At 56.1% G+C, this 25,343-nt stretch carries 19 protein-coding genes; 13 read left to right on the plus strand and 6 right to left on the minus strand.

The window, feature by feature from the left end:
* Positions 1 to 4: 4 nt before the first annotated feature.
* The 4 genes from dcd to apbC all read right to left on the minus strand — a co-directional run bounded on the left by dcd (position 5) and on the right by apbC (position 7,736).
* A complete protein-coding gene (dcd, locus tag OSH09_RS13300) occupies positions 5 to 568 on the minus strand; it encodes a dCTP deaminase (protein WP_009461128.1) in 564 nt (187 codons plus the stop codon).
* Between the two features lie 128 nt (positions 569 to 696).
* The gene (locus tag OSH09_RS13305; protein WP_266121227.1) at positions 697 to 4,866 is read right to left on the minus strand and encodes a translocation/assembly module TamB domain-containing protein; all 4,170 of its coding nucleotides are present in this window, start codon (positions 4,864 to 4,866) and stop codon (positions 697 to 699) included.
* Positions 4,866 to 6,644 carry an autotransporter assembly complex protein TamA gene (locus OSH09_RS13310; protein ID WP_207873229.1) on the minus strand — a complete coding sequence of 593 codons (1,779 nt, stop codon included), beginning with the start codon at positions 6,642 to 6,644 and terminating at the stop codon, positions 4,866 to 4,868. The genes OSH09_RS13305 and OSH09_RS13310 overlap by 1 nt, the downstream gene beginning before the upstream one ends.
* A gap of 6 nt (positions 6,645 to 6,650) precedes the next feature.
* Positions 6,651 to 7,736: an iron-sulfur cluster carrier protein ApbC gene (gene apbC, locus OSH09_RS13315; protein WP_207873228.1), complete on the minus strand. Its 1,086-nt coding sequence runs from the start codon at positions 7,734 to 7,736 to the stop codon at positions 6,651 to 6,653.
* A 102-nt stretch (positions 7,737 to 7,838) separates the two neighbouring features.
* On the opposite strand from apbC, the gene OSH09_RS13320 reads away from it, so the two are divergent.
* From OSH09_RS13320 to OSH09_RS13330, 3 genes are all read left to right on the plus strand, one after another.
* Positions 7,839 to 8,096: a hypothetical protein gene (locus tag OSH09_RS13320; RefSeq protein ID WP_207873227.1), complete on the plus strand. Its 258-nt coding sequence runs from the start codon at positions 7,839 to 7,841 to the stop codon at positions 8,094 to 8,096.
* Positions 8,097 to 8,314: 218 nt separating this feature from the next.
* On the plus strand, positions 8,315 to 10,384 hold the full coding sequence (gene metG, locus OSH09_RS13325; RefSeq protein WP_207873226.1) for a methionine--tRNA ligase: 2,070 nt from the start codon (positions 8,315 to 8,317) through the stop codon (positions 10,382 to 10,384).
* Positions 10,385 to 10,579: 195 nt separating this feature from the next.
* Positions 10,580 to 11,482 carry a cation diffusion facilitator family transporter gene (locus OSH09_RS13330; protein WP_266121228.1) on the plus strand — a complete coding sequence of 301 codons (903 nt, stop codon included), beginning with the start codon at positions 10,580 to 10,582 and terminating at the stop codon, positions 11,480 to 11,482.
* Between the two features lie 35 nt (positions 11,483 to 11,517).
* On the opposite strand, the gene OSH09_RS13335 is transcribed toward OSH09_RS13330, so the two are convergent.
* On the minus strand, positions 11,518 to 12,393 hold the full coding sequence (locus OSH09_RS13335; protein ID WP_207875902.1) for a LysR family transcriptional regulator: 876 nt from the start codon (positions 12,391 to 12,393) through the stop codon (positions 11,518 to 11,520).
* A 261-nt stretch (positions 12,394 to 12,654) separates the two neighbouring features.
* On the opposite strand from OSH09_RS13335, the gene OSH09_RS13340 reads away from it, so the two are divergent.
* The 9 genes from OSH09_RS13340 (at position 12,655) to OSH09_RS13380 (ending at position 23,443) form a co-directional block, all read left to right on the plus strand.
* Complete coding sequence (locus OSH09_RS13340) at positions 12,655 to 13,491, plus strand: bifunctional allantoicase/(S)-ureidoglycine aminohydrolase (protein ID WP_153229046.1); 837 nt, start codon at positions 12,655 to 12,657, stop codon at positions 13,489 to 13,491.
* Positions 13,492 to 13,665: 174 nt separating this feature from the next.
* The gene (locus OSH09_RS13345) at positions 13,666 to 14,139 is read left to right on the plus strand and encodes a nucleoside deaminase (RefSeq protein WP_266121229.1); all 474 of its coding nucleotides are present in this window, start codon (positions 13,666 to 13,668) and stop codon (positions 14,137 to 14,139) included.
* 128 nt (positions 14,140 to 14,267) lie between these two features.
* Entirely contained in the window at positions 14,268 to 15,437 is a 1,170-nt protein-coding gene (locus OSH09_RS13350) for a YncE family protein (RefSeq protein WP_207873224.1), read from the plus strand.
* A gap of 371 nt (positions 15,438 to 15,808) precedes the next feature.
* Complete coding sequence (locus OSH09_RS13355; RefSeq protein ID WP_266121230.1) at positions 15,809 to 17,221, plus strand: GNAT family N-acetyltransferase; 1,413 nt, start codon at positions 15,809 to 15,811, stop codon at positions 17,219 to 17,221.
* Positions 17,222 to 17,670: 449 nt separating this feature from the next.
* Complete coding sequence (locus tag OSH09_RS13360; RefSeq protein ID WP_266121231.1) at positions 17,671 to 18,456, plus strand: aldolase; 786 nt, start codon at positions 17,671 to 17,673, stop codon at positions 18,454 to 18,456.
* Positions 18,457 to 18,496: 40 nt separating this feature from the next.
* On the plus strand, positions 18,497 to 19,825 hold the full coding sequence (locus OSH09_RS13365; RefSeq protein ID WP_207873221.1) for an MFS transporter: 1,329 nt from the start codon (positions 18,497 to 18,499) through the stop codon (positions 19,823 to 19,825).
* On the plus strand, positions 19,822 to 20,439 hold the full coding sequence (locus tag OSH09_RS13370; RefSeq protein WP_266121232.1) for a 2-hydroxychromene-2-carboxylate isomerase: 618 nt from the start codon (positions 19,822 to 19,824) through the stop codon (positions 20,437 to 20,439). The genes OSH09_RS13365 and OSH09_RS13370 overlap by 4 nt, the downstream gene beginning before the upstream one ends.
* Positions 20,440 to 21,117: 678 nt before the next feature.
* Complete coding sequence (locus OSH09_RS13375; RefSeq protein ID WP_266121233.1) at positions 21,118 to 21,996, plus strand: response regulator transcription factor; 879 nt, start codon at positions 21,118 to 21,120, stop codon at positions 21,994 to 21,996.
* A 307-nt stretch (positions 21,997 to 22,303) separates the two neighbouring features.
* Complete coding sequence (locus OSH09_RS13380; RefSeq protein WP_207873218.1) at positions 22,304 to 23,443, plus strand: calcium:proton antiporter; 1,140 nt, start codon at positions 22,304 to 22,306, stop codon at positions 23,441 to 23,443.
* On the opposite strand, the gene OSH09_RS13385 is transcribed toward OSH09_RS13380, so the two are convergent.
* Positions 23,444 to 24,355 (minus strand): LysR family transcriptional regulator, encoded by a 912-nt coding sequence (locus OSH09_RS13385; RefSeq protein WP_266121417.1) that lies wholly within the window; start codon positions 24,353 to 24,355, stop codon positions 23,444 to 23,446.
* Positions 24,356 to 24,559: 204 nt separating this feature from the next.
* Between OSH09_RS13385 and OSH09_RS13390 the strand changes: the two genes are divergently transcribed.
* The gene (locus tag OSH09_RS13390; RefSeq protein ID WP_266121234.1) at positions 24,560 to 25,333 is read left to right on the plus strand and encodes an SDR family oxidoreductase; all 774 of its coding nucleotides are present in this window, start codon (positions 24,560 to 24,562) and stop codon (positions 25,331 to 25,333) included.
* Positions 25,334 to 25,343 lie beyond the last annotated feature (10 nt).

Below are 25,343 nucleotides of genomic sequence, written 5' to 3' on the forward strand. Positions count from 1 at the left end.
ACTCCTAGGTACGAGGCAGGGTAACGCCTAGCTGACCTTGATATTTGCCGCCGCGGTCGCGGTACGACACTTCGCACACTTCATCGCTTTCAAAGAACAACATCTGTGCACACCCTTCACCAGCGTAAATCTTGGCTGGCAGCGGGGTGGTATTGGAAAATTCCAGAGTGACGTGGCCTTCCCATTCAGGTTCCAGCGGGGTCACGTTCACGATGATGCCGCAACGGGCATAGGTGCTTTTACCCAGACACATGGTCAGCACACTGCGGGGAATACGGAAGTACTCAACCGTGCGAGCCAGCGCAAAGGAATTGGGCGGAATAATGCACACATCACCGACAAAATCCACAAAGGATTTTTCATCGAAGGCCTTGGGGTCCACGATGGTCGAATTGATGTTGGTGAAAATCTTGAATTCGTTGGCACAACGCACATCGTAGCCATAGCTGCTGGTGCCGTAGCTGACGATACGTTGTCCGTCTACATTACGCACTTGGCCTGGCTCGAAAGGCTCGATCATGCCTTGGGCAGCAGCCCGCCGAATCCAACGGTCGCTTTTGATACTCATAAGAAATTAGCCGCCTTAAATCAGTAACCGGTTATTTTATCGTTTAGATACACGCACAAGCTAATTGCGGCGCAAATATGTCATTTGCACCACAATTTTCTGCCCGCTTTGCGCCGGGCAAGCCCGTATCAATCCTTTGAGAACCAGCGGTAAATCAGGGCCAGACCGTTGACAGTACCAGCGCTGACCTCTGCGGTCAGACCCCGCGCCAGGCGGTAGCTGGCTCGTCCCACTGTGCCGGTATCGGCCATGGCCTGCTCCAGGCTAACGGAAATGTCCGCCGTCAGTGCCTTGCTGATCGCAATAAACTTGCGCTCTTCGTTGCTGGTGCCGCTGTTCAGGGATTTGACCACACTTTCCACCGGCAAAATGCTACCGGCACTGCCCAGGTCGCCCGAACGCATGGCCACTTCATCAATCCCGAACTTGCGGTAGAAGGGTTCACCATCACCCAGGAAAGAGGTACCCACGCTAAGCAGCAAAGCCATATCGCCACCGGAATCATCCGGGCCGTGGCCCAGCAGGAGCCAGGACAGTTTTTCAACTTCACTGACTTCCGGGTAAGACACCAAATCAATTCTGGGCTTGCGTGCCGTACCGGCTACCTTAACACCTGCTTCTACCGCCTGACCGGTACGCAGGGCTTCGATGTCCAGGATGGGCGAGGTAATGTCGCCCTGGAAGGTCACGGTTCCGCGCTTGAGCATCAGCTTTTGACCGTACAACTCGATGCGGCCACCACGAGTACGCAAGGCACCCATACCAGTGAGCTTGCCACCAATCATAGTGACCCTAAGGCTGCCGACCAGACCGGAGTTCACGCCGTAACCTGTCAGGTAAAAGCGCGGCCCCAGGTCCACATCGATTTCCATGCTCATGTCAGTAGCGGCCTGGGAAGGCTCGGAGGCAGGCTCGTCACCTGCCCGCACAATCACCACATCGCTATCGACGGTAGGAATGCCACCCAGCATGTCCAGGTTGAACCAACCGGCATCGGCCTCGACCTTGCCAGTAATCGCAATGCGCGGCAACTCCATGTTCAGGGCAATATTGCCAGACATCATGGCGTAACGATCGGCGCGTTGCAGGATTGGGAAGCGGAAGATATCCACCCCGAAGGCCCCTTGCTGAGTGCTCAAGTTCCACTGCCCCGAAACGGTCAGCTTGCCATCTTTGGCATCCGGGCTTTCTTTCAGCCAGGTGGCCGTACGCCACTCTTGCGGCTCTACCCGTGGGCGAGCCGGGAAGCTCAAGGACTCCAGCCTGAAGATATCACCATCAAAACGGGCATCCAACTGACCATCAATCAGGCGGATACCGTCGTCCAGACGCGTAAAGCGCAGCTCGCGGCCCGTCACGGTTCCGCGGCTGGTCCAGGCCCATTTTGCGCCCACATCAATATTCACGTCCGCGTTCAGACGACCGCCCAACTCCATGGCATCACCCAGGAACAGACGCGTCCAGCTCAAGTCATCAATATTGGCTTGAATACTGACAGTTTTGCGGTCGTTTTCGTTCAGGGCCAGCCCATGAATAGGGGTCTGGGCCTTGGCCGTCACGTAGCCCATTTCCTTGGTACGCAGGTCTAACTGAGCATCCACGCGGCTGGTAGTGGCCGATGTGGGTTTCGCATTAATGACTATGCTCAGATCTTCCAGGCCCAAGGACATGGGTGGTTCAGCAAAGACCTGCACATCCCCGGCGACGCGATCAACGCGCACCTGCCCGGACAAGGCACCGTTAAATTTCAGATCCCAACGGGCTTTGATATCAATTTCGGGAGGCTGAGTTTTCTTGTGCTTAACAATCTTGACGCCCCCCTTGTCCTTCTCCGCACTCGCTTCTACGCCAACTTTGCGCAGCAGGCGTGCGATACGGGGCTCGGACAAGACCAGATCCAGCAACTCACCACGGCTGGCCCATTGGCCAGGCTGGTAGCTGGATTCCTGGTGACGCAGATTGATCCAGGGTTCGCCATCGACTGTCGTACTCAAAGTACCCGCACCAACACGTACCGACCAGGGAGCCAAGGGCTCGGGAGTCTTGGGAGCTGTTGCTGTTTTGTCGGCTGCGTTTTCAGGAGCGCCTGCTTGTGCCTTCGCTTGCTCTGCTTCCGCTGGAGCAGCCGCAGCAGCTGTCTGTGCGGTCGCTGGCATTGGGGCTTCTGCCGAAGGCGATTGAGTCGCTGCAGAACCGGAGGTTTGCGCTGCCACCTCTTTCTCAGGTGCAGCAGTAGCAGCGTCAGCAGGTTTAGCTTGATCCTTGGCATCTGCTTTGGCAGCTTGAGCCGGAGGCTCCGGTGCCCGCAAAGCATCGGTGAAACGTACCGGCAGTGCCGACTGCAAACGCACAATCAATCCGGCATGGTCAGCCACCAAACGGTTTACCTTGCCATCCCAATAAGCAGCCTTGCCCTGATCGGCAAAGTGCCAGCCACCTTCCAGTGCCAGATCGGCTTCAGCCAGTCCCTGCCCCAATTGCCCCTTGGCATTACCACCCAAGTCGTATTGGCCTTTCAACTGCAATGTGTGACGAGCGATCTCCCCGCGCAACTGACCTTGTGCCGAGGCCTTGCCTAACTCCAGACCTGGCCATAGCTGTTCGGCACGGGGAATCTTCGCCAACAAATCCAGTTCGGCTTTACCGGACATGCCGAAGCCACCCTTCAACTGGACTTGGTTCTCACCGATCTTCATATCGGTAAGCACATCCGAAACCGTCAGCAGACGCCACCAGTCCGGCTGGCCGGGCTGAGCCGGTGCAGAAGCCTTGGCCTTGATCTGCCCAATAGCCGTCTGCTTGTTCCAGCGACTGCCTTGCAAAAGCTGTATATCGACATCCGCCGAGAGCAACTGCTCTTTATCCGCCAGGACCACATCGAACTGGCCTTGGGTATTGATCAAGGCATCTGGCAACACATCGCCCAGCAAGGCATGCAGATCCAGCTTGTCGCTGCGGAACTGGCCTTTGAAATGATCCTGAACGTGCACCCCTTCCTGTGTGGCATCCCAGGCGAAGTCCGCATCCAGCGAGGACTCGTCCGGCAGTTTCACGGCCAGCTTGGCCTGACGCACTGGCACGGAATCCAGCGGGCTCAACTCTGCGCTGGCGTCCAGGCTATAGCCCTGGCCATGACCGTTGAGCAACAAAGTGGCTTGTTCCAGAGAGCCATTCAAGGTGATTTGAGCGTTGACCACGCAATCGGGCAAAGGCTCGGGTTCAGGGACTACGACCGGCTCTTGAATACGCCCTTCATCGACCACACCGGTACTGCTCTCAGGCTCGGAGCTGATGACTCCGGCGACGCCATGGGGATCAATGGGCTGCTCCAGGGAGTTGACCGCCTGGCTCTGTGCCTTGAGGCCAGACTGGCCTTGCAGCGTAGCCCCGGCTTCCGCTGGTTCAGCACTTTGCTCTGCTGATTTTCCTGGTGTTTTTCCAGAGTTTTTTTCCGATGCTTTGTCTGCTGTTTGATTTGAAGTGGCTGCAGCCGCGGACGTCCCACCAGAAGCGTCCGCCTTGGCACTCGTTTTCACCGTCTCTGCGACCGTTTTGGGCTGGCCTGCGACGGCCTTCGTTGCAGATTTCCCGGATGTCGATTGCTCCGCGTAAGCAGGCAGATACTGCTTGGCGCAAATGGGTGAGTCCGCCGTCAAGCCACGAGCAATAATCTGGATATCGGCGCGTGCCGGGTAAGGCGCTTCCAAACCACCCAGCTCCACTTCGCCCTGAAAACCGGCACGGATGGATTCATTCGCTACGATCAAATCGTACAGGCGCAGTTGGGCACTATCAGAGTCCAAGGCCAGAGCCGAAGACAGATCCGCAATCGCCACGGGCAGGGGCGTGCCATCCTGAGTCAGCAAAAACTGGCCCAGCGCCAGCTTGTCCACGGCAATACTGACTGGGAGCTCCGGCATCTTGAAGGGCTCGTCAGACTTGGGCTCATCCGAGGAGGTCAAGGCTACATCCACTTTATGGGCGCTCAGCTCGATCACATGCAAGCGGCGTTCCCACAATTCTTTCCAATTGGCCTGCAGACGCAAGCGCTCGATGTCCACGTGTGTACCAGGCAAACCCAGCACCAGGTGATCAACACTTAATCCATCCCAAATGGTTCCGCGCACCCCTTGGGCGCTCCCCTGCGCATAGGGCAAAGCCGTGCGCAAGGCCCAGCTTGTACCGGCCTGACTCGCCAACACCCAATACACAAAGCCGCAAACAAGCAGCAGGGCAACCACCACAAAGGGGATGCCCCACAAGGCAAAATATCGGAACCAGCGCCGAACCCAAGCCATTAAAATGCGATTCCCAAAGAGAAGCTTAAACGTACACGTTTGTCTCGCTGACCATAGGCCAGATCAAGATTGAAGGGGCCCGCCGGTGTACGAACGACCGCACCCAAACCGTAGCCCCAGGCTAAATCCATATCACCAAAGCTGGGCGCGGCATCGCCCACATCCACAAACGCGCGCATCCCGTACATGCTGGTGAAAAAGTGCGTGTACTCCACACTGGCTACTACCATGGCCGGTGCACCCACTACGGCATCGCCTTGTTGCAGGCCAATGCTTTGATATTTGTAGCCACGGACACTGCGAGCGCCCCCGGTCCGATAACCGAAGTCAGGCGGTGTGCGGTCCGTCATGCGCCAAACCTTACCGATTTCACCGCGCAGGGACAAAATATCCCGCTCCCCAACTGGCCACCACTGTTGCAGTCGCAAATTGCTGCGGTAAAAGGTCTCGCCCTTGTCCAGAGTGACACCGGCACCCACGCCGAAATCAATCAGATTGCCTTCACGCGGATCATATTTCTTGTCCACGTCCCGGCGCAGCCATTGCCAGGTTGCAATGGCTGAAGGGGTTTCACGGGTGGGGAGACCGGAAATCTTGGTCTTGTCCCAGGCACCCAGCAAACCCCATTCGGTTTCATATTCCACGCGGCTATTGCCTGCCGCCTTCCGCTCCTGGCGCAGCTTCCAGCCCAAAGCCGCACGTTCCGTGTCCAGCCCTTCAATATCAGAGCGGTCGTACAAAACCCCAAAGCTGTTCTTGTAGCCGCTAATCGTGGGCGGCAAGTGGATGTCATAAAAGGCCCGTTGGCGCTTTTTATCCACGCCAATACCGGCCTCGGACCAGATTGGCAGGCCAAACACAATATTCTTTCGATACAAGGCTTCAACACGCGCACCGTGGTCGCTGTCAAAACCCAAAGAGCCGGTGAACTGCTTGGATGGCGCTTCGGTGACCCGTATACGAACAGGCAGCTCTACATCACCATCAGGAAGCTCTTTCTTTTTGCCAGCTTCCTCGTCCAGAGTGACAAAGGCACCCCGAAAAAAAGTGGTGGCAGCCAAGGATTGCTGCCACTCGTCCAGCTTGTCCTGATCGTAGGGATCGCCGGGCGTATAGCGCACGTAGCGATCAACCAGGGATTGGGGCACACGTTTCAGGCCCGTGGTTTCCAGCGGCCCCATGCGAACGCGCGGCCCACTGTCTACTTTCAGGGAGAGGTCGGCCACGCCTTCATCGGCCAAGACCGTCGCCCGCGTGTCTACGTAACGAGCGTAGTAAAAATCCTGGCGCTGTACGCTTTCCAGCAAATCCGATTTGGCCGAAGACCAGACTGAATTCAAAAAGGGATCGTCCACTTTCAAGGGAAAGCTGGCTTTGATCCCTTCCAGCCTCACCTGGTATTCCGGTTCCTGAATCTTGCCTTTGAAGTCCAGGGCAATGTCACGCACACGGGTGATTTCACCCGGCTGAATAATGATGTCCCAATATTCACCGCTGGAATCTTCGCCCACCTCCAGCGTGACCACCGAGTCAAAATAACCCTGGGTCTGCAAAGCGGAGACGGTCGCATCGTGAGCCCGGCGTCGCAGACGCGAGACCTCTCCCAAGTCCTGGTCTTCCGCCAAACGCGTAATCGCACTGACCGCGCGCTGAATTTCTTTCAGCGCCTGAGGGGGCACGCCCCCTGGATCAATAATGACATCGGGCACGGAAGACTGAGCCCAAACTGCAGGGCTCAGGACTATCGAGAACAACAGGCAAAAGCCGGATTTGCGCATACGTACTCAAAGAGGACGAGGAACAACCTTGGGGCGCTGCCCCGACGTGTCTGGGGGAAGTTGCGACAAGTTAGCCGAAACGCGATTGGCAATCTCGTGATACAGGCGGGCCTCGGGACTGTCTGCGCTGGCAATCACCGTCGGCGTACCGGAGTCGGTCTGAGCCCGAATGCTCATGGCCAAAGGCAAAGCACCCAGCCAAGGCACGTTGAACTGGCTGGCCATATCGCGACCACCATGCTGACCGAAGACCGGGTCAGCGTGACCACAGTTCGAGCAGATATGGACCGACATGTTTTCCACAATACCCAGAACAGGCACATTGACCTTCTGGAACATGTTCAGGCCACGCTTGGCATCGATCAGTGCCAGATCCTGAGGGGTAGTCACAATCACCGCACCCGTCAAAGGCACTTTTTGCGACAAGGTCAAGGCGATATCGCCGGTGCCGGGAGGCATGTCGATGATCAGGTAATCCAGATCATCCCAACGCGTTTGTGTAAGCAATTGCGTCAGGGCTTGGGTCGCCATGGGACCGCGCCAGATAGCAGGAGCGTCTTCATCCAACAGGAAACCGATAGAGTTGGCTTGCAGACCATGACCAATCAGCGGCTCCATCATCTTGCCGTCTGCACTGCGTGGACGCTCGTGCAGGCCCAGCATGGTAGGCACGCTGGGGCCGTAGATATCCGCATCCAGCAAACCAACGCGGGCACCTTGCATGTGCAAGGCCAAAGCCAGGTTCACTGAGGTCGTGCTTTTACCGACACCGCCTTTGCCTGAGGACACCGCAATAATGTTGCGGATATTGGGCATGGGGCGCAAACCTTCTTGCACCGCATGAACACCAATGCGAGGACTCAAATGCAGCTTGGACAGGGTGGCACCCACGCCCGCCAAGGCCTGCTCGATACGCTCGCGCAGTTGTCCCTGAATGTCATAAGCCGTGTAGGGCAGATGCAAAGTCAGCTCAACCTGGTTCTGGTCAATGCTCAGTTCGCATCGACCCGCATCGACCGATAACTTCTTTAACGTGTTGGGATCGGTCACACTCGCCAGGGCTTGCAACACGCGCTCGGAACTCACTGTCATTTATCCAAAACCTTGATATAAAGAAACATCACCATACCTTTAAACCAGAAAATTAGCGGTTCAACAGGAATTTTTTTACACTTATGATGTCATACTAACCCTATGAACACATTTAACCAGATTATCCGCACAGCCCTCTTTGTCTTGCTGACAATATTTGGTGCGATCATGGCGTTTATCTTCATGGTTTCCACCGCTATTGCGATTGGCATTTTATACATTGTGGCGCGTATTAGTGGCCGTCCTTTTGGTGTCAAAGCCTATTGGGACCAGCGCCGCCGCCCAGATGCTGCCAGCAAACAGTCGACAACACCCCGTTCGCGTGATGTTACCGACATCGAGATGCGCGAGATTCCTTAACAGTATTTGACTGTTCGCCAAGCCTTTGGCGAGCAGCAAAGCTGATTTGGTCATGCCCCCGAACACCCTGAGTCGTCCAAGGCTCAGGGTGTGTGCATTTGTAGTATTTGCAAAGACCAATCAGCAACCTGCCCGTGGACATTCATCGGCCTTGCGCGGCACAAGTCTGCAATAGACCGTAGAATCCTTGTTCCCTTTCTCTTTTATTTTGTTAAGTCATGTCACGAACGATATTTGTTACGACCGCCCTGCCGTACGCCAACGGCTCGTTTCACATCGGCCACATCATGGAATATATCCAGGCCGACATCTGGGTCCGGTCCATGCGAATGTCGGGACATACTGTACATTTTGTGTGCGCGGATGACGCCCATGGCGCCCCCATCATGCTCAAGGCTGAAAGCGCTGGCATTACGCCCGCTCAGCTGGTGGACAAGATTGCGGCGGAGCGCCCGACCTACCTGAACGGCTTTAACGTCAAGTTCGACCACTGGCACCGCACGGATTCGCCTGACAACGTCGAACTGGCCCAGGACATCTACCGCACGCTGAAAACCGCCGGGTTCATTGATACCCGCACCATCGAACAGTTTTACGATCCGGTCAAAGGCATGTTCCTGCCCGATCGCTACATCAAGGGCGAGTGCCCCAAGTGCCACGCCAAAGACCAGTACGGCGATAGCTGTGAAGTCTGTAGCGCTGTCTACGCCCCCACAGAGCTGATCGAGCCCTACTCCACCCTGACCAATGCGCGTCCGGTGCTGAAGACCTCGGAACACTTCTTCTTCCGTCTGTCCGACCCGCGCTGCGTCGCCTTCCTGCAAGAGTGGACCACGGGCAAGAACGCCCAGGGCAAACCACGTCTGCAATCCGAAGTGCTGGGCAAGACCCGCGAATGGCTGGGTACAGGTGAAGGCGCTGAAGCCTCCCTGAACGACTGGGACATTTCGCGCGACGAGCCTTACTACGGCATCCCGATTCCAGACGCTCCCGGCAAATACTTCTACGTCTGGCTGGACGCTCCTGTTGGCTACCTGGCTTCCTTGAAAGCCTACTGCGCCAAGGCCGGTCTGGACTTTGACGCCTTGCTGGACCCTGAAGGCAATACTGAACAGGTGCACTTCATCGGCAAGGACATCGTGTACTTCCACGCTCTGTTCTGGCCTGCCATGCTGAAGTTCTCCGGCCGTAAAGTGCCAGACGCCCTGAACGTGCACGGTTTCATTACCGTTAGTGGCGAAAAAATGTCCAAGAGCCGTGGCACAGGCATTTCGCCCCTGCGCTACCTGGAACTGGGCATGGATGCCGAGTGGATGCGCTATTACATGGCCGCCAAGCTGAACTCGCACGTTGAAGACATGGACTTCAACCCTGACGACTTCATCGCCCGCGTCAACAGCGACCTGATCGGCAAGTACGTCAACATCGCCAGCCGTGCCGCCAACTTCATCAGCAAACATTTTGATGGCAAGCTGGCTTACCAGGGCGACACCTCCGAGCTGCAAAACCAGCTCAAGGACGTTGCCGAGAAAGTCCGCGCCGATCTGGAAAGCCGCGAATACGGCCGTGCCGTACGCCAGATCATGGCTCAGGCCGACATCATCAACCAGGCTTTCGACACGGCCCAGCCTTGGGTCATGGCCAAAGGCATTGCGACTGCCGAGCAGGCCCAGAAAGATGCACTGCAAGACATTTGCTCGCGCACCCTGGCTGGCTTCAAGGGTTTGTCCGTCATGCTGACCGCGATTCTGCCTACCCTGACTGATCGCGTGGCCCGCGAACTGTTCGGTCTGGACCGCGACTTTGTCTGGGACGACGTGGCTGCCTTGCCTGATCACATCGCCCCCTTCAAGCACCTGATGCAGCGTGTAGACAGCGCCCTGGTGGACGAGCTGCTGGCTCCCCCACCAGCTCCCGTCGTGCTGCCCGGTGGCGAAGCCATTGCCGACACCATCGACATCAAGGACTTCATCAAGGTTGACCTGCGCATTGCCAAGATCGTGAGCTGCGAAGCCGTGGAAGGTTCAGACAAGCTGCTGCGTCTGAGCCTGGACGCTGGCGAAGGCCGTTTGCGCCAGGTGTTCTCCGGCATCAAGTCGGCGTACCAACCCGACGACCTGATCGGCAAGCTGACGGTTCTGGTGGCTAACCTGGCTCCTCGCAAGATGCGTTTTGGCGTGTCCGAGGGTATGGTTCTGGCTGCCAGCCATGCCGATGATGCAGTGGATCAAGGCATCTATATTCTGGAACCCTTCCCCGGTGCCCAGCCCGGTATGCGCATCAATTAAGACGCATTCCTGATACGCAAAAAAGCCTCGCCTAAAAAGCGAGGCTTTTTTGTCTACATATACCAAAGAATAGGCTCAAAACAGCCTGCCACGCCCCTTTAGCACCCCGCCACCCAGGAAAGCAGATACACTCTTTAGCTTGAAACCGCTGTACTGATGCACAGTCTGCTGCTTTGAGCGCAAGGACCTTTTGGCATGGAAAATATCACCCCTCCAGACCTGGATCGGCACCGCGGTGCCCAACGCTCTACGTGGGTCAGTGTCATCGTCAATATCAGCTTGAGCCTGCTGCAAATTGTAGTGGGGCTATTTGCACATTCGCAGGCTCTGATTGCGGATGCCATCCACTCGCTCTCCGACCTGCTGTCAGACTTTGTGGTGCTGATTGCCAACCGCCACAGCCGCCAGGGCCCGGACGCTGATCACCCCTATGGTCACTTGCGCTATGAAACCGCTGCCACCCTAGCCATTGGCGGTATTTTGCTGGCCGTAGGCCTGGGCATGCTTTGGAATGCCGTGTCCTCTTTGCGAGACCCCAGCAGCATCGAGGCCGTACACCCTATCGCCTTGGCTATTGCCTTCATTGCCCTCTGTAGTAAAGAGTTCCTGTTTCGCTACATGCTGCGTGTAGCGAAGCGGCTACGCTCAACCATGCTGGTTGCCAATGCCTGGCATGCTCGCTCGGATGCGGCCTCCTCTCTGGTGGTTAGCGTCGGGGTGATGGCCAACCTGGCAGGCCTGCCGCTAGGCGACCCCTTGGCCGCCAGTGTGGTGGGCTTGATGATTCTGCGCATGGGCTGGAAGTTTTCCATCGGCGCTTTTCACGATCTGACGGATAAGGCCGTCGATCAGGAAACGGAAGAGCGCATTGCCAAACTCTTGCGCGAGACGCCCGGCGTGGAAGGAATACACCAACTGCGCACCCGCAAACTGGGCGACATGATCTGGGTGGAAGTGGATCTGGAAATGGATGGCTCTCTGACTATTAATCAAGGCCATGCCATTGCCGTGGCTGCGCGGGACCGTGTAATGGCCGAAGAGCCCGTGCTGGATGTCATGACGCACTTTGATCCGGTCACACCCAACACAAAAGCCTGACGCCCTTTTATCGCTCTTGCAGGTTAAATACCACCCTACCCAGCGCGGCGTTCACTCTCGGGAGCCAGCATCTCGACCAGCACACGGGACAAGGCCGTCACCATTTCATTGGCATGAGGCCGATGCAAAATCGCCAGTTCAAAAGCATCAATACGGGGCAGGCCTTGCGCTTGCCCCAATTCAATATGGTCATCCCGCACTGCACGCCGTGGCAGCAAGCTTATCCCCATCCCATCTGCTACCGCCCCCTGAATCCCGCTCAAGCTGGAACTGGTAAAGCTGATACGCCAGCGACGCCCCAAGGATTCGACGGCGCTGATGATTTCCTCTCGGTACACGCCACGGCGCGGAAAGGTCACCAAAGGGATTGGGTCCAGATGAAAGACCGGATCAGTCGCGCTATCTACCCACGCGGTCTGCTCGGGCAAGCAGGCCACCGCTTCACGCGCGTTATGACGTTGCTTAACCAGAACCAGGTCTAGCTCACCCTGGTCGTACGCCGCGAGCAGATCGCTGCTCAGGCCACTGCTGACCTCCAGCCGCACCTGCGGAAAGCGACGATTGAAGCCTGCCAGAGCCCGCATGGTCTGGCCGTTGGTAAAGTCCTCCGGCACACCCAGACGCACGGAAATAGTCACCAAAGAACCGGATAAGGCTTCAGACAGTTGATGATTCAGGGCCAGCATCTGGCGGGCGTAGCCCAACAAGGTCTGCCCGGCTTCAGTTGTGCTGACTCCCCGACTGGCCCGATCCAGCAGACGCAGCCCGGCCAGTTCTTCCAGGCGCCGTACTTTCTGGCTGATCGTGGACTGCGTGGAATGCAAACGCGTTGCCGCCGCCGTGAAGCTGCCGCAATCGACCACCGTCAACAAGGCCAGCAGCAGGTCCAGGTCGTACAAAGGCCGGTTCAGGCTAGGACTGGTCGATAGTTGATGATCCATATGTTCAAAATCCTTCTGAAATCCGCCTGGGCAATACGCCTCATCGCCCGTTCATTCAAAAATCAAATACTAGAGATTTATACATTTAATTTGTAAATATCACCAGCAATCGTTAAGGTGTATTGGTCCCGCGCATTACAACGACATCCCGCCTGAGCCCTTGGCCAGCCGCCGGGATTGCGCCGTGCCGTTCGACAGATTTTTCCTTACTGAATTTCAATGGGAATCAACATGTCCAAAGTCAATTACTACGCTCCTCCTGGTGGCCATCCTCCTCAGACTCAACTGCTGACGGACCGTGCCATGTTCACCGAGGCCTATGCCGTGCTGCCCAAAGGCGTGCTGCAAGACATCGTGACCAGCTTCCTGCCCGGTTGGGAAAAGACCCGTCTGTGGGTATTGGCACGTCCTCTGTCCGGCTTTGCCGAGACTTTCTCTCAATACATCATGGAAGTGAGTCCTCAGGGTGGCAGCAACAATCCTGAGTCCGATCCCGAAGCCGAAGGCGTGATTTTTGTCGTCAAGGGCCAACTGGAACTGGTTCTGGAAGGCACCAAGCACATCATGGAAGAAGGCGGCTATGCCTTTATTCCTCCTTCCACCAACTGGACCTTGCACAACCGCACGGGCGAGCTGGCCAACTTCCACTGGATCCGCAAGCGCTACCAGCGCGTAGAAGGCCTGGATGCACCCGAAGCCTTTGTGACCAACGAAAAAGACGTGAAACCTGGCGTCATGCCCGACACCGAAGGCCGTTGGAGCACCACCCGCTTCACCGACATGTCCGACCTGCGTCACGACATGCACGTGAACATCGTGAACTTTGAACCCGGTGGCGTGATCCCCTTCGCTGAAACACACGTGATGGAACACGGTCTGTACGTTCTGGAAGGTAAGGCCGTTTACCGCCTGAACCAGGACTGGGTTGAAGTGGAAGCCGGTGACTTCATGTGGCTGCGCGCTTTCTGCCCACAGGCTTGTTACGCTGGCGGCCCTAGCCGTTTCCGCTACCTGCTGTACAAAGACGTGAACCGTCATGCCAACCTGACCATTGGCGGCAATCGCTAATAGAGCATAAAACAGAACAGCCGCTGCCCGTCAGCGGCTGTTTTGCATTACAAACACACCAAACCAGAACTCGTCCCCCTGATGCCGCCTGCTCCCGCATGCGTCCCACAAGGCACAAACAAAGATTCTGGTTTCAAGGCTCATTCCAACCTTGCTTCTCTACAGGAGAAAAACATGAACGATAAACACTATCTGCTGCGCTCTATTCAGATTGCAGAAGAGAATGTCGCCCGCGGCGGCCAGCCCTTTGGCGCGGTGCTGGTGCGTGATGGTCAAGTTCTGGCTGAAGGGGTGAATGAAACCTACATCGCCCACGACCCCACCGCGCACGCCGAAATCCAGGCCCTGCGTACCGCCAGCCAGAACGTGAAAAGCAGCAGCCATGCAGGCAGCACCATGTACGCCAGCGGTATCCCCTGCCCCATGTGCATGGCCGCCATGATTGCCTCCGGTGTGGAGCGCGTGGTGTATTGCGCCGACGATGCAGAAGGCGAGCCCTTTGGCTGGTCTACTGAGTCCTTCTACAAAAAAATGCAGCAGGACTTTGGGAAACAAGGAGTGAAAATGGAACACCTGCCTTTGTCTGAAAAACGCAAAGTCTATGAAGCCTGGCAAGCCCGATTTGGAAACAACTCCAAGCAGGACTAAAAAAGCCATTCAAAACCCTGCCATCGAGCAGGGTTTTGCGTATTTACATAGACAGACAAGTCAGAAAAGTTTATAAAACAGAGCAGTTATAGTAACGATTCTCATTTATTGAATCCCAAAGGAAATACATGATTGCGTCCCGCCCTGCCTCTTTAAAAATGATTGTTGCCTCCGTAATGGGCGCTTTGCTGCTCAGCGCATGCCAGACTGCGCCTCAATCGCAACAAGCGGGCCAAACATCGTCTTTCAACGCGACTGCCCCTCAGGCACAGGTCACCTTCCGTCAGGACACCATTGATGGTGCCTACGAAATTCTGGCCGCCAAAGACAGCAAGCAGTTGTTTGTTGCCGCTACTCCTCTGTTTGAAGACCGTGCTGCTGGCTTCCTGCACGTTCTGGACCAGGACACGCTGCGTGAATCGCAACTGATCCAATTGCCACGCCGTGCGTTCGCACTGGGCCTGAACCAGAAGACCCACACCCTGTACGTAGGTAACACCCTGGACGGCTCGTTGCTGGCCATCAACAGCCTGAACGGCACCGTCAAGCAACTGATTCAGTTGGGCGTAAAAGAAGGCAAGGACGGCTGGGAACATACCCGCAAAGTCGTCATTGACGAACAGGACAACCGCATCTTCGTGACCAACCCTTCTGAAGGTGGTCGCGTATGGATTGTGGACGGCGCCGAAGGCCGTATTCTGCACAACATCGACAATGTAGGCCTGTGGCCTGCTGGTGCCGCGTACGACGCCAACACCAAGCGTCTGTTCGTGGGTAATGGCGGCAAGGATGAAATTGCTGTCATCAACCCAGCCACTGGCGCTATCGAACAGCGCTTTAGCACCGGCGACGCAAAGAGCGACAAGCGTGAAGATTCGCGTCACTTCTTTGTGAACATCGCCCTGAGCGCGGATGGCAAGAAACTGTTTGGTGCTGACGCCAACACCGGCAAGATCTACCAATTCGACACCACCTCCGGCAAAGTGGAAAACACCGCTGAAGTCGGTCTGGGTCTGCTGGATATCGTGTACAACGAGGCTCGTAAAGAGCTGATCGCCACCAACCGTGGCGTGGATCGTGAAACACCAGCCGGTACGGGTTCGGTCACCATTCTGGATGCCAACACCCTGGCTGTGAAACACCGCATCAGCGCCCCTGTGCACCCCAACAGCGTGACTCTGAGCGCCGACGGCCAGACCGCTTTTGTCACCATCAAGATTCCTCATGGCGACAAGAGCCCGCACTACCTGAAAGGTGCCAAGGACAGCGTTCTGCGTCTGAACCTGAATCAGCTCTAAGCCACTGGCTCAAGGCCCGATCCCAAGCCGAGACTACCGCAAGGTAGCTCGGCTTTTTTAATGCCTGCCACTTTGGTCTGCCAGGCCGCCTGCAGCCCATCTGTGCCCTAGCCGCAGGATAGTTTTGTCTGCTGTTCAAGCCTCAAGCCAAGGCCCGTCAAGGCTGGCTCTTGGGCGTTTCAAAGCCACTTTAGCAATGCGGTCTGGAAACATGTAGAAAAGCGGATTGCTGCAACCAGCCACTTGCTCAATAGAATCAATTAGTGGCCTACAGCGACTCCTGCCTGCTCCCTGACCCACCTTTCCCAATCCTCGCCTCCAGATGCGCTCCAAACAAGCATTTCTGGAGCATTTTCTTTTGCAGATCTCTCATGGTTCAGTTGAACGACTATCACCAGCCCATTGGCCCCGCGCTCCCTCACTGGCAAGCTCGCCCCCAGCCTGCTCGCTGCGTTCTGCATGGCAAGTACTGCCGCCTGGAAGCGGTGGACCCGGAGCAGCATGGCGACAGTCTGTTCGAGGCTTACAGCAGCGCCAGCGATGGTCGCGACTGGACTTACTTGTCTGTGGAGCCCTTTAGCAACCGCGCGCAGTTCGATCAGCACCTGCGGAACATCAGCCAGGCCAGCAATGCTGTGCACTACGCCGTCGTGGAGCAGGCCACGGGGCGCGCACTGGGAACCTTGTCCCTGATGCGGATTGACCCGCAAAACGGCTGTATTGAAGTGGGCTTTGTGGCCTGGTCACCTGCCCTGAAACAGACCCGCATGGCAACTGAAGCCCATTATCTGCTGATGGCCTACGCCATTGATGGACTGGGCTACCGCCGCTATGAATGGAAATGCGATACCCACAATGCCCCTTCGCAAGCCGCAGCACGACGCCTGGGTTTCCGCTATGAAGGTATTTTTCGTCAGGCCATCGTCTACAAAGGACGCTCTCGTGATACGGCCTGGTTCGCCATTACCGACCAGGAGTGGCCTGCCCTGAAGGCCGATTTCCAGGCCTGGTTGGCACCGGACAATTTTGATGAGCAAGGCCGTCAAAAACAGCGTTTGGGACAGCAGGCCAGAGCCACATCGACCGGACCAGGGGCCCAGCGTCTACAACAAATGCTGGCTTTGCAAGCCGAACTGAACATCCTGATTGACCCGAACTGGCGACATGCCAAACAAGACTACTACCGGGCCATCTGGGTGGAGTGTGCGGAGCTGGCTGATTATCTGGACTGGAAATGGTGGCAGCACCGCGAACGCAATCTGCCGCAACTCCAGTTGGAGCTAATCGATATCCTGCATTTTGGATTGTGCGATCTGCTGCGTTCCAGCGACCTCCTGCGGGAGCGGGAAGCAGCCGCGGCACTGGATCAGCTCCTGCATGCACCAGCAACGGCCAGCGACTCCACAGCCATCATGGAAGCCCTGGAACACTTCACCTTGCGCGTTCTGCAGACCCGTCAGTTCGACTTTAGCGGCTTTACCCAACTAGCCAGCCTGTGCGGTCTGAGCCTGGACACGCTCTATCACTCCTATGCGGGCAAGAACGCCCTGAACCGATTGCGTCAATTACGTGGCTATCAACATGGTCGCTATCACAAGCAATGGGGTGGACAGCAGGACAACGAGCACCTGGCACAACTGCAATCCCGCCTGCCCACCCATGAACAAGACAACTACGCCGAAATGATCCTGCACGCTTTGCAAGACAGCTACGACACATTTTTTGCGGGGGGCACACAGGCCCAAAACGGTGTCTCACTACCGCCTCCCCTTTCTTCACGCTGACAAAGGACTGTCCATGTACCTCGATTGCGATTGTTCCATTAGAGTCTTTCTGGAATCGCCCAAACCGGACTCCGATCCCGTGGAAAATAATGACACGCGCATTCCACCCGATCCCCGGCCACAGCCGCATAAGGTGCAACATCCCTGGTCCCGTTCGCGCCGCCGAGAGCGATCTCGCTGGCGCCAGGCCTGAAGTCTGCCCCCGCTTGTCTCTTTTGTTTGTCTCCCTCCCCGACCCGGCCACCGAGCTATTGGATCGCCAGATCGCCGGTTCGCCGGTTCGCCGGGCCGCCGGACCGCCGGGCTTGCACGCCTGCCAGGGCTGCTTTCAAGCCAAATGGAATAAGAGCTATGAGCCAGCGAGCATAGCTCCTCTTGATCCAAATCAAGACAATAGATTCCATCGTCGGCATACGGATCGGCGAAGCATACCAAAGGAGACAAACCCCATGGATACCCCACTCAGAGACAAATCGTATTTTGATGAACGCGCCACCCAAGAGATGGCCACTCATCTGCATCAGGTCCAACGCGACACCCGCGAAACCATGGCTTTTGCCTGTCGCATCTTGGCCATGACCGAGCAGGAGGCCGGTCTGGCCGGACAAATCAGCGTACGTTCCGAGCGCCCCGGCGCCTATTGGACCTTGCGCTTTGGTCTGGGCTTTGACGAAGCCACCCCCGAGGACTTCATCGAAGTTGACCGCGATCTGAACACCTTAAGCGGCGAAGGCATGGCCAACCCCGCCACCCGCTTTCACCTGTGGGTCTACGAAGCACGCCCGGACGTCAACTCCATCATCCACACACACTCACCCTGGGCCACGGTACTGGCAACCGCTCGCCAGCCTCTGGTGATCGCGCAAATGGACATGACGCCCCTGCACAATGACTGCGCCTTTCTGGGTGAATGGCCCGGCGTGCCGATTGCCGATCAGGAAGGCGTCATCATTTCCAAAGCGCTGGGCGACAAACGCGCCATCATCCTGGCGCACCACGGCTATCTGACCGCAGGAAAAAGCTGCCAGGAGGCCACCTATCTGTCGGTCTACCTGGAACGTGCCGCACGCTTGCAAGTACGCGCCCAGTCAGCCTTTGGCCCGCTGACACCTGTCGATGACGCCCTGGCCGCAGAAGCCCACGACTACCTGCTCAAGCCCTCCATTGTTAACGCTACCTTTGACTACTGGTCCCGTCAGACCCAGGGCGTCGCCCCTTTAAGCAAGACCCGCTGACGCCCGTACCCAAAAAACACAGCAAGACCTGGAGGTCGCTATGACGATGCCTAACACTGGACAGGCGCGTTCGTCGCGCCAGTACGTTACGGCTGGCTTGGCCAGCATGATGGGAACCACCATCGAGTGGTATGACTTTTTCCTGTACGGCACCGCTGCCGCACTCATTTTCAACAAGATCTTCTTTCCCGCTTTCGACCCGATTACGGGCACGCTGGCGGCCTTTGCCACTTACTCCGTGGGCTTCTTTGCCCGCCCCTTGGGAGGGTTTATTTTCGGCCATTTCGGCGACAAGCTGGGCCGCAAATCCATGCTGCTGATCACGCTATTCCTGATGGGTATCCCCACCATCCTGATCGGCCTGATTCCGTCCTACGACAGCATTGGCTATTGGGCCGCCGTACTACTGGTCCTGATGCGTTTTCTGCAAGGTATCGCCGTTGGAGGAGAATGGGGAGGGGCCGTCCTGATGGCGGTAGAACATGCTCCAGAAGGCAAAAAAGGCTTCTTTGGCAGCCTGCCACAGACCGGCGTCGCGCCGGGGTTGATCTTGTCCTCTCTGGCAATGGGAGCTGTTGCCAGCCTGCCCGAAGAGGACATGCTGTCCTGGGGTTGGCGCCTGCCTTTTCTGGCCAGTGTCGCCTTGCTCCTGGTGGGTTGGTGGATACGCGCCAAAGTGGCCGAATCACCCGACTTCGAGCAAATGAGCAAAAAGGGCAAACAAGTGGCCGTGCCTGCTCTGGAAGTGTTGCGGCACTACCCCCGCGAAGTGCTCCTGGTGGTGGGTGGCCGTCTGGCCGAAGTGACCTGGTTCTACACCGTGGTCACGTTTGCGCTGGCCTACGCCACCACCACCCTGGGCGTGGAACGCAGTGTGATGCTGGATGCCACTGTTTGGGGTGCCTTCGCGGCTTTGTTCACCATGCCTTTGTTCGGTGTACTAGGTGACAAAATCGGCTTCAAGTGGGTGTTCATGGCAGGCACACTCTGCATGCTGGCCTTCTCCTCCACCTTTTTCTCCATGTTGGGCAGTCTGGACTCCAAGACCATCACGCTGGCACTGGTGATTGCCATTGGCCTGGTTTATGCCGCCCTCTATGGCCCTCAAGGTGGCTTGTTCTCGACGCAATTCCCTCCTGAAGTACGCTACAGCGGGATTTCCATTGCGGTACAAGTATCCGGTGCCATCGGCGGCGGTCTGGCTCCTTTGGTCGCCACGTCCTTGCTGGCCTATGGCGATGGGCAACCTGACTACATCGTCTGGTATCTCAGCGTGCTGGGCTTGATTGCCTTTGCCAGTACCTGGTTCATGCATGGGCCCACGCACTTCTCCTTGCCCTCCTTGTCCAGCCGAAAGGTACGCACATGAACACGCCCGGTATCTACTACTACTTCTGGATGAATTCGGACTGGGCCTATCTGGGAGCCGACCGCCTGGAAGCTATCGCCCATAAACATGGGGTGCCTATTCACTACAAGCCTGTGGACTTGCCACAGGTGTATGCCCGCACAGGCGGTGTCTTGCTGGGACAGCGCTCACCCGAACGGCAGGCTTATCGCATTACGGAGCTACAACGCTGGTGCAGGAAGCTGGGCTTGCACGTCAATCCCACGCCCCGCTTCATGTGTCCCGACGCCACCCTGGCCTCAACACTCATCATCGCGCTGAATCAGGCCGGCTTACCCGTGCTGGACCTCTATAAAGCCATCCTGCGGGCGCAGTGGTGTGAAGATCGGGATATCAGCGACCCCGCTCAGCTTGCCCAGATCCTGCAAGCGCACAAGCTGGATGCTGACTATTGGTTCCAGCAGGCCCCCAAGGCCCAACAGCAGTATCAAGAGCACACTGACGAAGCCGTTGCCGCCGGTGTCTTTGGCTCGCCATCTTATGTGTATCAAGGCGAGTTGTTTTGGGGGCAGGATCGTCTGGACATGCTCGATGAGGCTATCGCCTTAGCATCTGCTCCTGCCGAAACCCGGTAGCTCAGGCTGCATCTGCGGCATTTCAAACAAGGGCGGGACAAGGTTTTTAGCCTTGTCCCGCCCTTCTTGCTTAGCCTTCACTCTGCAGTCCAAAGCCGTTCCGCTCCCGCCCAAAACGATTCAAACGACCTATACCAAAAACGATCTAATAACCATAACAATAGTCAAAAATTCTGGCTTGGCCTTGGTCAAAATCCAACAAAACGAGCGCAAAAAAAAACCGGCCACTCTATGCCCACCTTGCTGCGATGAATCATCACAAAAAGAGCAGCAGAATCTCTACCGGACAAGCCCATCCAGAGGCACACTAATGCGGGCAAAACCACTGCTGGCCTACCTGAGTTAGCCCTTTTTTCAGGGGTAAACACCGTAGAATCACGCCTTTTCCTGCAAGGAAAATTCACTAATACGCCAGCGTAGCATTCCTAAAAATGGACTTTTAGGTCCGGCTTACCCCCTGGGTTTCAGGCTTTCAGCATGCCGCCTGCCAAAAATGAAATGCAATGAGCAATTTTGAAAATTTACCTTTTCCATTGATACAGAATGTTATGTCTGCCGTACGAATCATATCGATAGATTTTATCTATTCATTGAGTCTGTATTCTGAAGAAATTGGCTACTTGAGCAATGCCAGTAAAGGTAGCCGTCTTCATCAGAAGAAGGGCGCGGGGCTTTATATTGAACAAATACGCCACTATAAAGTATCAGCCAGATCAAAAAATCAGGATTCTGCTGATCTCCAATAACACTCGACAGCACGAACAACTTCTTCAAGCCCTGCTAGCTGGTGCATTTCGGGTTTCTGTTGCCGCTGACGGAGTGCAAGGATATACCAAGGCCCAGTTAACGCTACCGGAACTTATCCTGATGGATAAGCAATTGACGGGGATTGATGCTTTGTCCTTGACCCATATGCTGCAAGGATTAGAAGCCACGGCTCATATCCCCATCATCATTCTGGATTCACGCATGGACGGCAGCAGTGATGAATGCGTCTCTTTTTTAAAGGCGGGAGCCGTTGATTACATTGGCAATCCGTATGCGGTAGATGAAGTCAAAGAACGTATCAACGTTCCTTTGCGCTGTCCCAAGCTGACCACCCCTACCGTGGTGACCGGCAAGACTCCCAGTCAGCGGCCCAGCACCACCGCTGAAACCAGCATGCTGATTCATGCCATTCAAAAAACAATTGATGCCAATCTGGGGGCACCACCCAGCCAAAAAGAACTGTGCGATATGTTCAAGATCTCGCGTCGAAAAATCATGAATATATTTCAGCGAAACTTTGGTTTAAGTGTCAGCAGTTATATCCGGCTGCAACGTATGTATCGCGCCGAGCACCTGCTGAAAACCACGGCATTGAAAATTGATGTCATCGCTACCGACCTGGGATTTTCAAGCCCGGCCAATTTCTCCACCGCATTTAAAACTTATGCGGGCGTCGCGCCTGGAAAATTCCGGCAGGCTATCGAGAAAAATAAACCTTATACGGAAAGCACTCCATGTATTCGGTCCCTGGGCCCTCCTGTTTTTGCTCCGGGCTGGTTTCCGCCCTAAATAAGCATAAAAAAAACAAGGCCTGAACCCGATTCTTCGGTAGACCATTTATAAAATAAAAACCCGTTAAAACCATGCCTGGGATGTGATAGCAAAGCCCCCCGTCACACTCCCGCCCTGGCCTTGCCCCGCAAAAAGGGGCTGTACGACACAAGAAATCAATTTTCAGCGAGCTGCACTTGCCGCCCCGGGGCAAGGTGATAAAATCGTGCATGCTTGAATGATTCAATTCAAAACAGATCCGGGACGACCTGGGTCTGTCTTTTCAATACAGGGACGGCCCTACCCTTTAGGCGGAGCATCCTCGATGGCCCACCCTGCATCACCTTCATCTCAACTCATCCCTCCGGTCACCTGGCTGCGTCTGCTCGGTTCCTGGTCCATTGTTGTGCTCTTCATGATTTTTGGTGGGCAATGGTTGGGGGATTCCTTGAGTGGCACCACGGCGGCCATCGTCTTTCTGGTTTTGTTCGTGACCATTCTGGCCGCCTCGTTCGGTGTCGTCCGGGAGGCCGATCACCTGGCCCATCAATTGGGCGAGCCCTACGGCACCCTGATTCTGACGCTGTCTATTGTGCTGATCGAAGTCATCCTGATTGCCTCGGTACTGCTGGGGCCGGGCGACTTTCCCACCATTGGGCGGGACTCGATCTACGCCGTGATGATGATCATCCTGAACCTGATCACCGGCCTGTGTCTGATTGCCGGAGCAGCGCGCAATGGCGATCAGGAGTTCAACCGCCAAGGCACCAACACCTATCTGTCCATGATTGTGCTGCTGACCAGCATAGGCTTGATTCTGCCTAACTACACCAGCAGCGCAGGCGAGTTTTCCGCGACGCAAGCCATTGGCATTTCTGTTCTGACGGGCCTGGTCTATGGCGTCTTCCTGTACCTGCAGATGGGCAGTCATCGTCATGACTATGTGCAGCCGAATCAGGCGGTGGAACTTGCTGAAGCCGCTACACCCAGCGTGCGCGATCCCCAGGCGACTCGGGCCATGTTGATCCGCAGTATCGTGCTGATCGCCCTGATTCTGCCCATTGTCTTGCTGGCTCACGACCTGGCTATTGTGACCGACTACGGCATCGCGGCTTCGGGCGCCCCCGTGGCTGTTGGCGGTGTATTGATCGCCATTATCGTGTTCACGCCCGAGTCCATTACCGCCATCAAAGCAGCCATGAATAATGAAATGCAGCGGGCCATCAACCTGTGTCTGGGGGCTTTTGTCTCCACTGTGGGCCTGACTGTGCCGGTGGTTCTGATCATTGGATTGATCACTGGCAAGCAAGTCATCATGGGGATCAGCAATACCGAAATCGTGCTGTTCGTAATCACTGCGCTATTAAGCATTCTGAGCTTCAGCGGTAAACGTACGTCGCCCATTCAAGGTTATATGCACCTGATGGTTTTCGTGGTGTTTGGACTTTTGCTCTTCTACCCCTGATCAGGGCGAAGCAGACAAGCCCGAAACATGCAGCAGATTTTCCAGCCAATCTGCAAACACCTGAAAGCGCCGCGACAAATGTTGTCGATGCAGATACAGCAAGGACATGGGTAAAGGCGCGGCGCAGTGATCGGGTAAAACCTCTAGCAACTCACCTGCCTGCAAGTGCTCCTGCACATCGTAGGCAGGGATCTGAATAAGCCCTAATCCCGCCAGGCAGCAGGCGATGTAGGCTTCGGCATTATTCACCGTGACGCGTCCAGGCAGGTCCAGAAACTGGGGCTGGTCACCCTCCATCCACTCCCAGGGAGCCACACGCTCGCTGGTGGGCGAGGCATAACGCACCACTTGATGCTGAGCCAAGTCTTCGGGAGTCTGGGGCATGCCATAACGGGCCAGATACGCAGGGCTGGCCACATTAATCAGCGCTAGACTGCCCATTTTTCGGGCGATCAAACCGGAGTCGCTCAGTGGGCCTACGCGCAAGACGCAGTCCACCTGCTCTTCAATCAAATTGACGGCACGGTCCGTCACCCCCAGATGTACATGAATGTGCGGATACTGCTCCAGAAACTCCGGCAAAGCAGGCGCGACAATCAAACGACCAACTCGCCCCGGCACATCCACTTTGATACTGCCGGATGGACCAACACTGGCCTGACGAAACAGATTCTCGATTTCCTGCACATCAGCAATCACACGCAGGCAGCGCTCATAGAAGGCAGCACCATCCTGGGTGACCGTCACTTTGCGTGTGGTGCGATTCAAAAGACGCGCGCCCACTCGGCCTTCCAGCTCCTGGATAGCCGCCGACACGGATGAACGAGGCATACCCAAGGTATCCGCCGCACGGGTGAAATTGGCGCACTCGACTACCCGCGTAAAGATGCGAAACAGGTCAATGCGGTCTATCACGTTCTCCTTCAAGACACAGGGGCAAAACGCAAGCAGAGCAGGCTTGATTTTCTTAGCCAGCGCGCTATCCCAGCGCACTCCATTGTTCGTTTTTTCCGACAAATGATGTCAGAAATAAAAGATTTAAACAATTTTAACGACTTATATCATGGACAAACGATACGGCTTGCAGCCCGCAGCCAACACGAGCAAGGAGTCATCATGGCAAAGCACAGCATCAAAGGTAAAACCGTTCTGATCGCAGGCGGGGCAAAGAATCTGGGTGGTCTGATCGCCCGCGACCTGGCGGAACAAGGAGCGCGCGCCATTGCCATTCATTACAACAGCGACAGCTCCAAAGCGGACGCTGAAGCCACCGTCAAGGCTATCCAGGCAGCAGGCGCCCAAGCCATCGCTTTTCAGGCAGATTTGCGTTCGGCCGGTGCCATGGAAAAATTGTTTAGCGATACGGTCGCCGCCATTGGTCGCCCTGATATCGCCATCAATACGGTAGGCAAGGTACTGAAAAAATCACTGACCGACGTCAGCGAAGCCGAGTACGAGGAGATGAGCGACATCAACTCCAAAACCGCTTTCTTCTTCCTGAAAGAAGCAGGCAAGTATGTGCAGGACAATGGCAAAGTCTGCACCTTGGTCACTTCCCTGCTGGGTGCCTTCACTCCGTTTTATGCGGCCTATGCCGGTACAAAAGCGCCAGTGGAACACTACACTCGCGCGGCCGCCAAAGAATTCGGTGCCCGCGGGATTTCTGTGACGGCAGTAGGCCCCGGCCCAATGGATACACCCTTCTTTTATCCTGCTGAAGGTGCAGATGCCGTGGCGTATCACAAGACCGCTGCGGCTCTGTCCCCCTTCTCCAAAACCGGGCTGACCGATATTGAAGATGTCGTGCCTTTCATTCGTCATCTGGTCAGCGATGGCTGGTGGGTGACCGGTCAAACCATTTTGATCAATGGCGGCTACACCACGAAGTAAGCAGAAAGCC

Origin of the sequence: Alcaligenes parafaecalis, assembly GCF_026344135.1 — a bacterium.
Lineage (GTDB): Bacteria > Pseudomonadota > Gammaproteobacteria > Burkholderiales > Burkholderiaceae_B > Alcaligenes > Alcaligenes parafaecalis.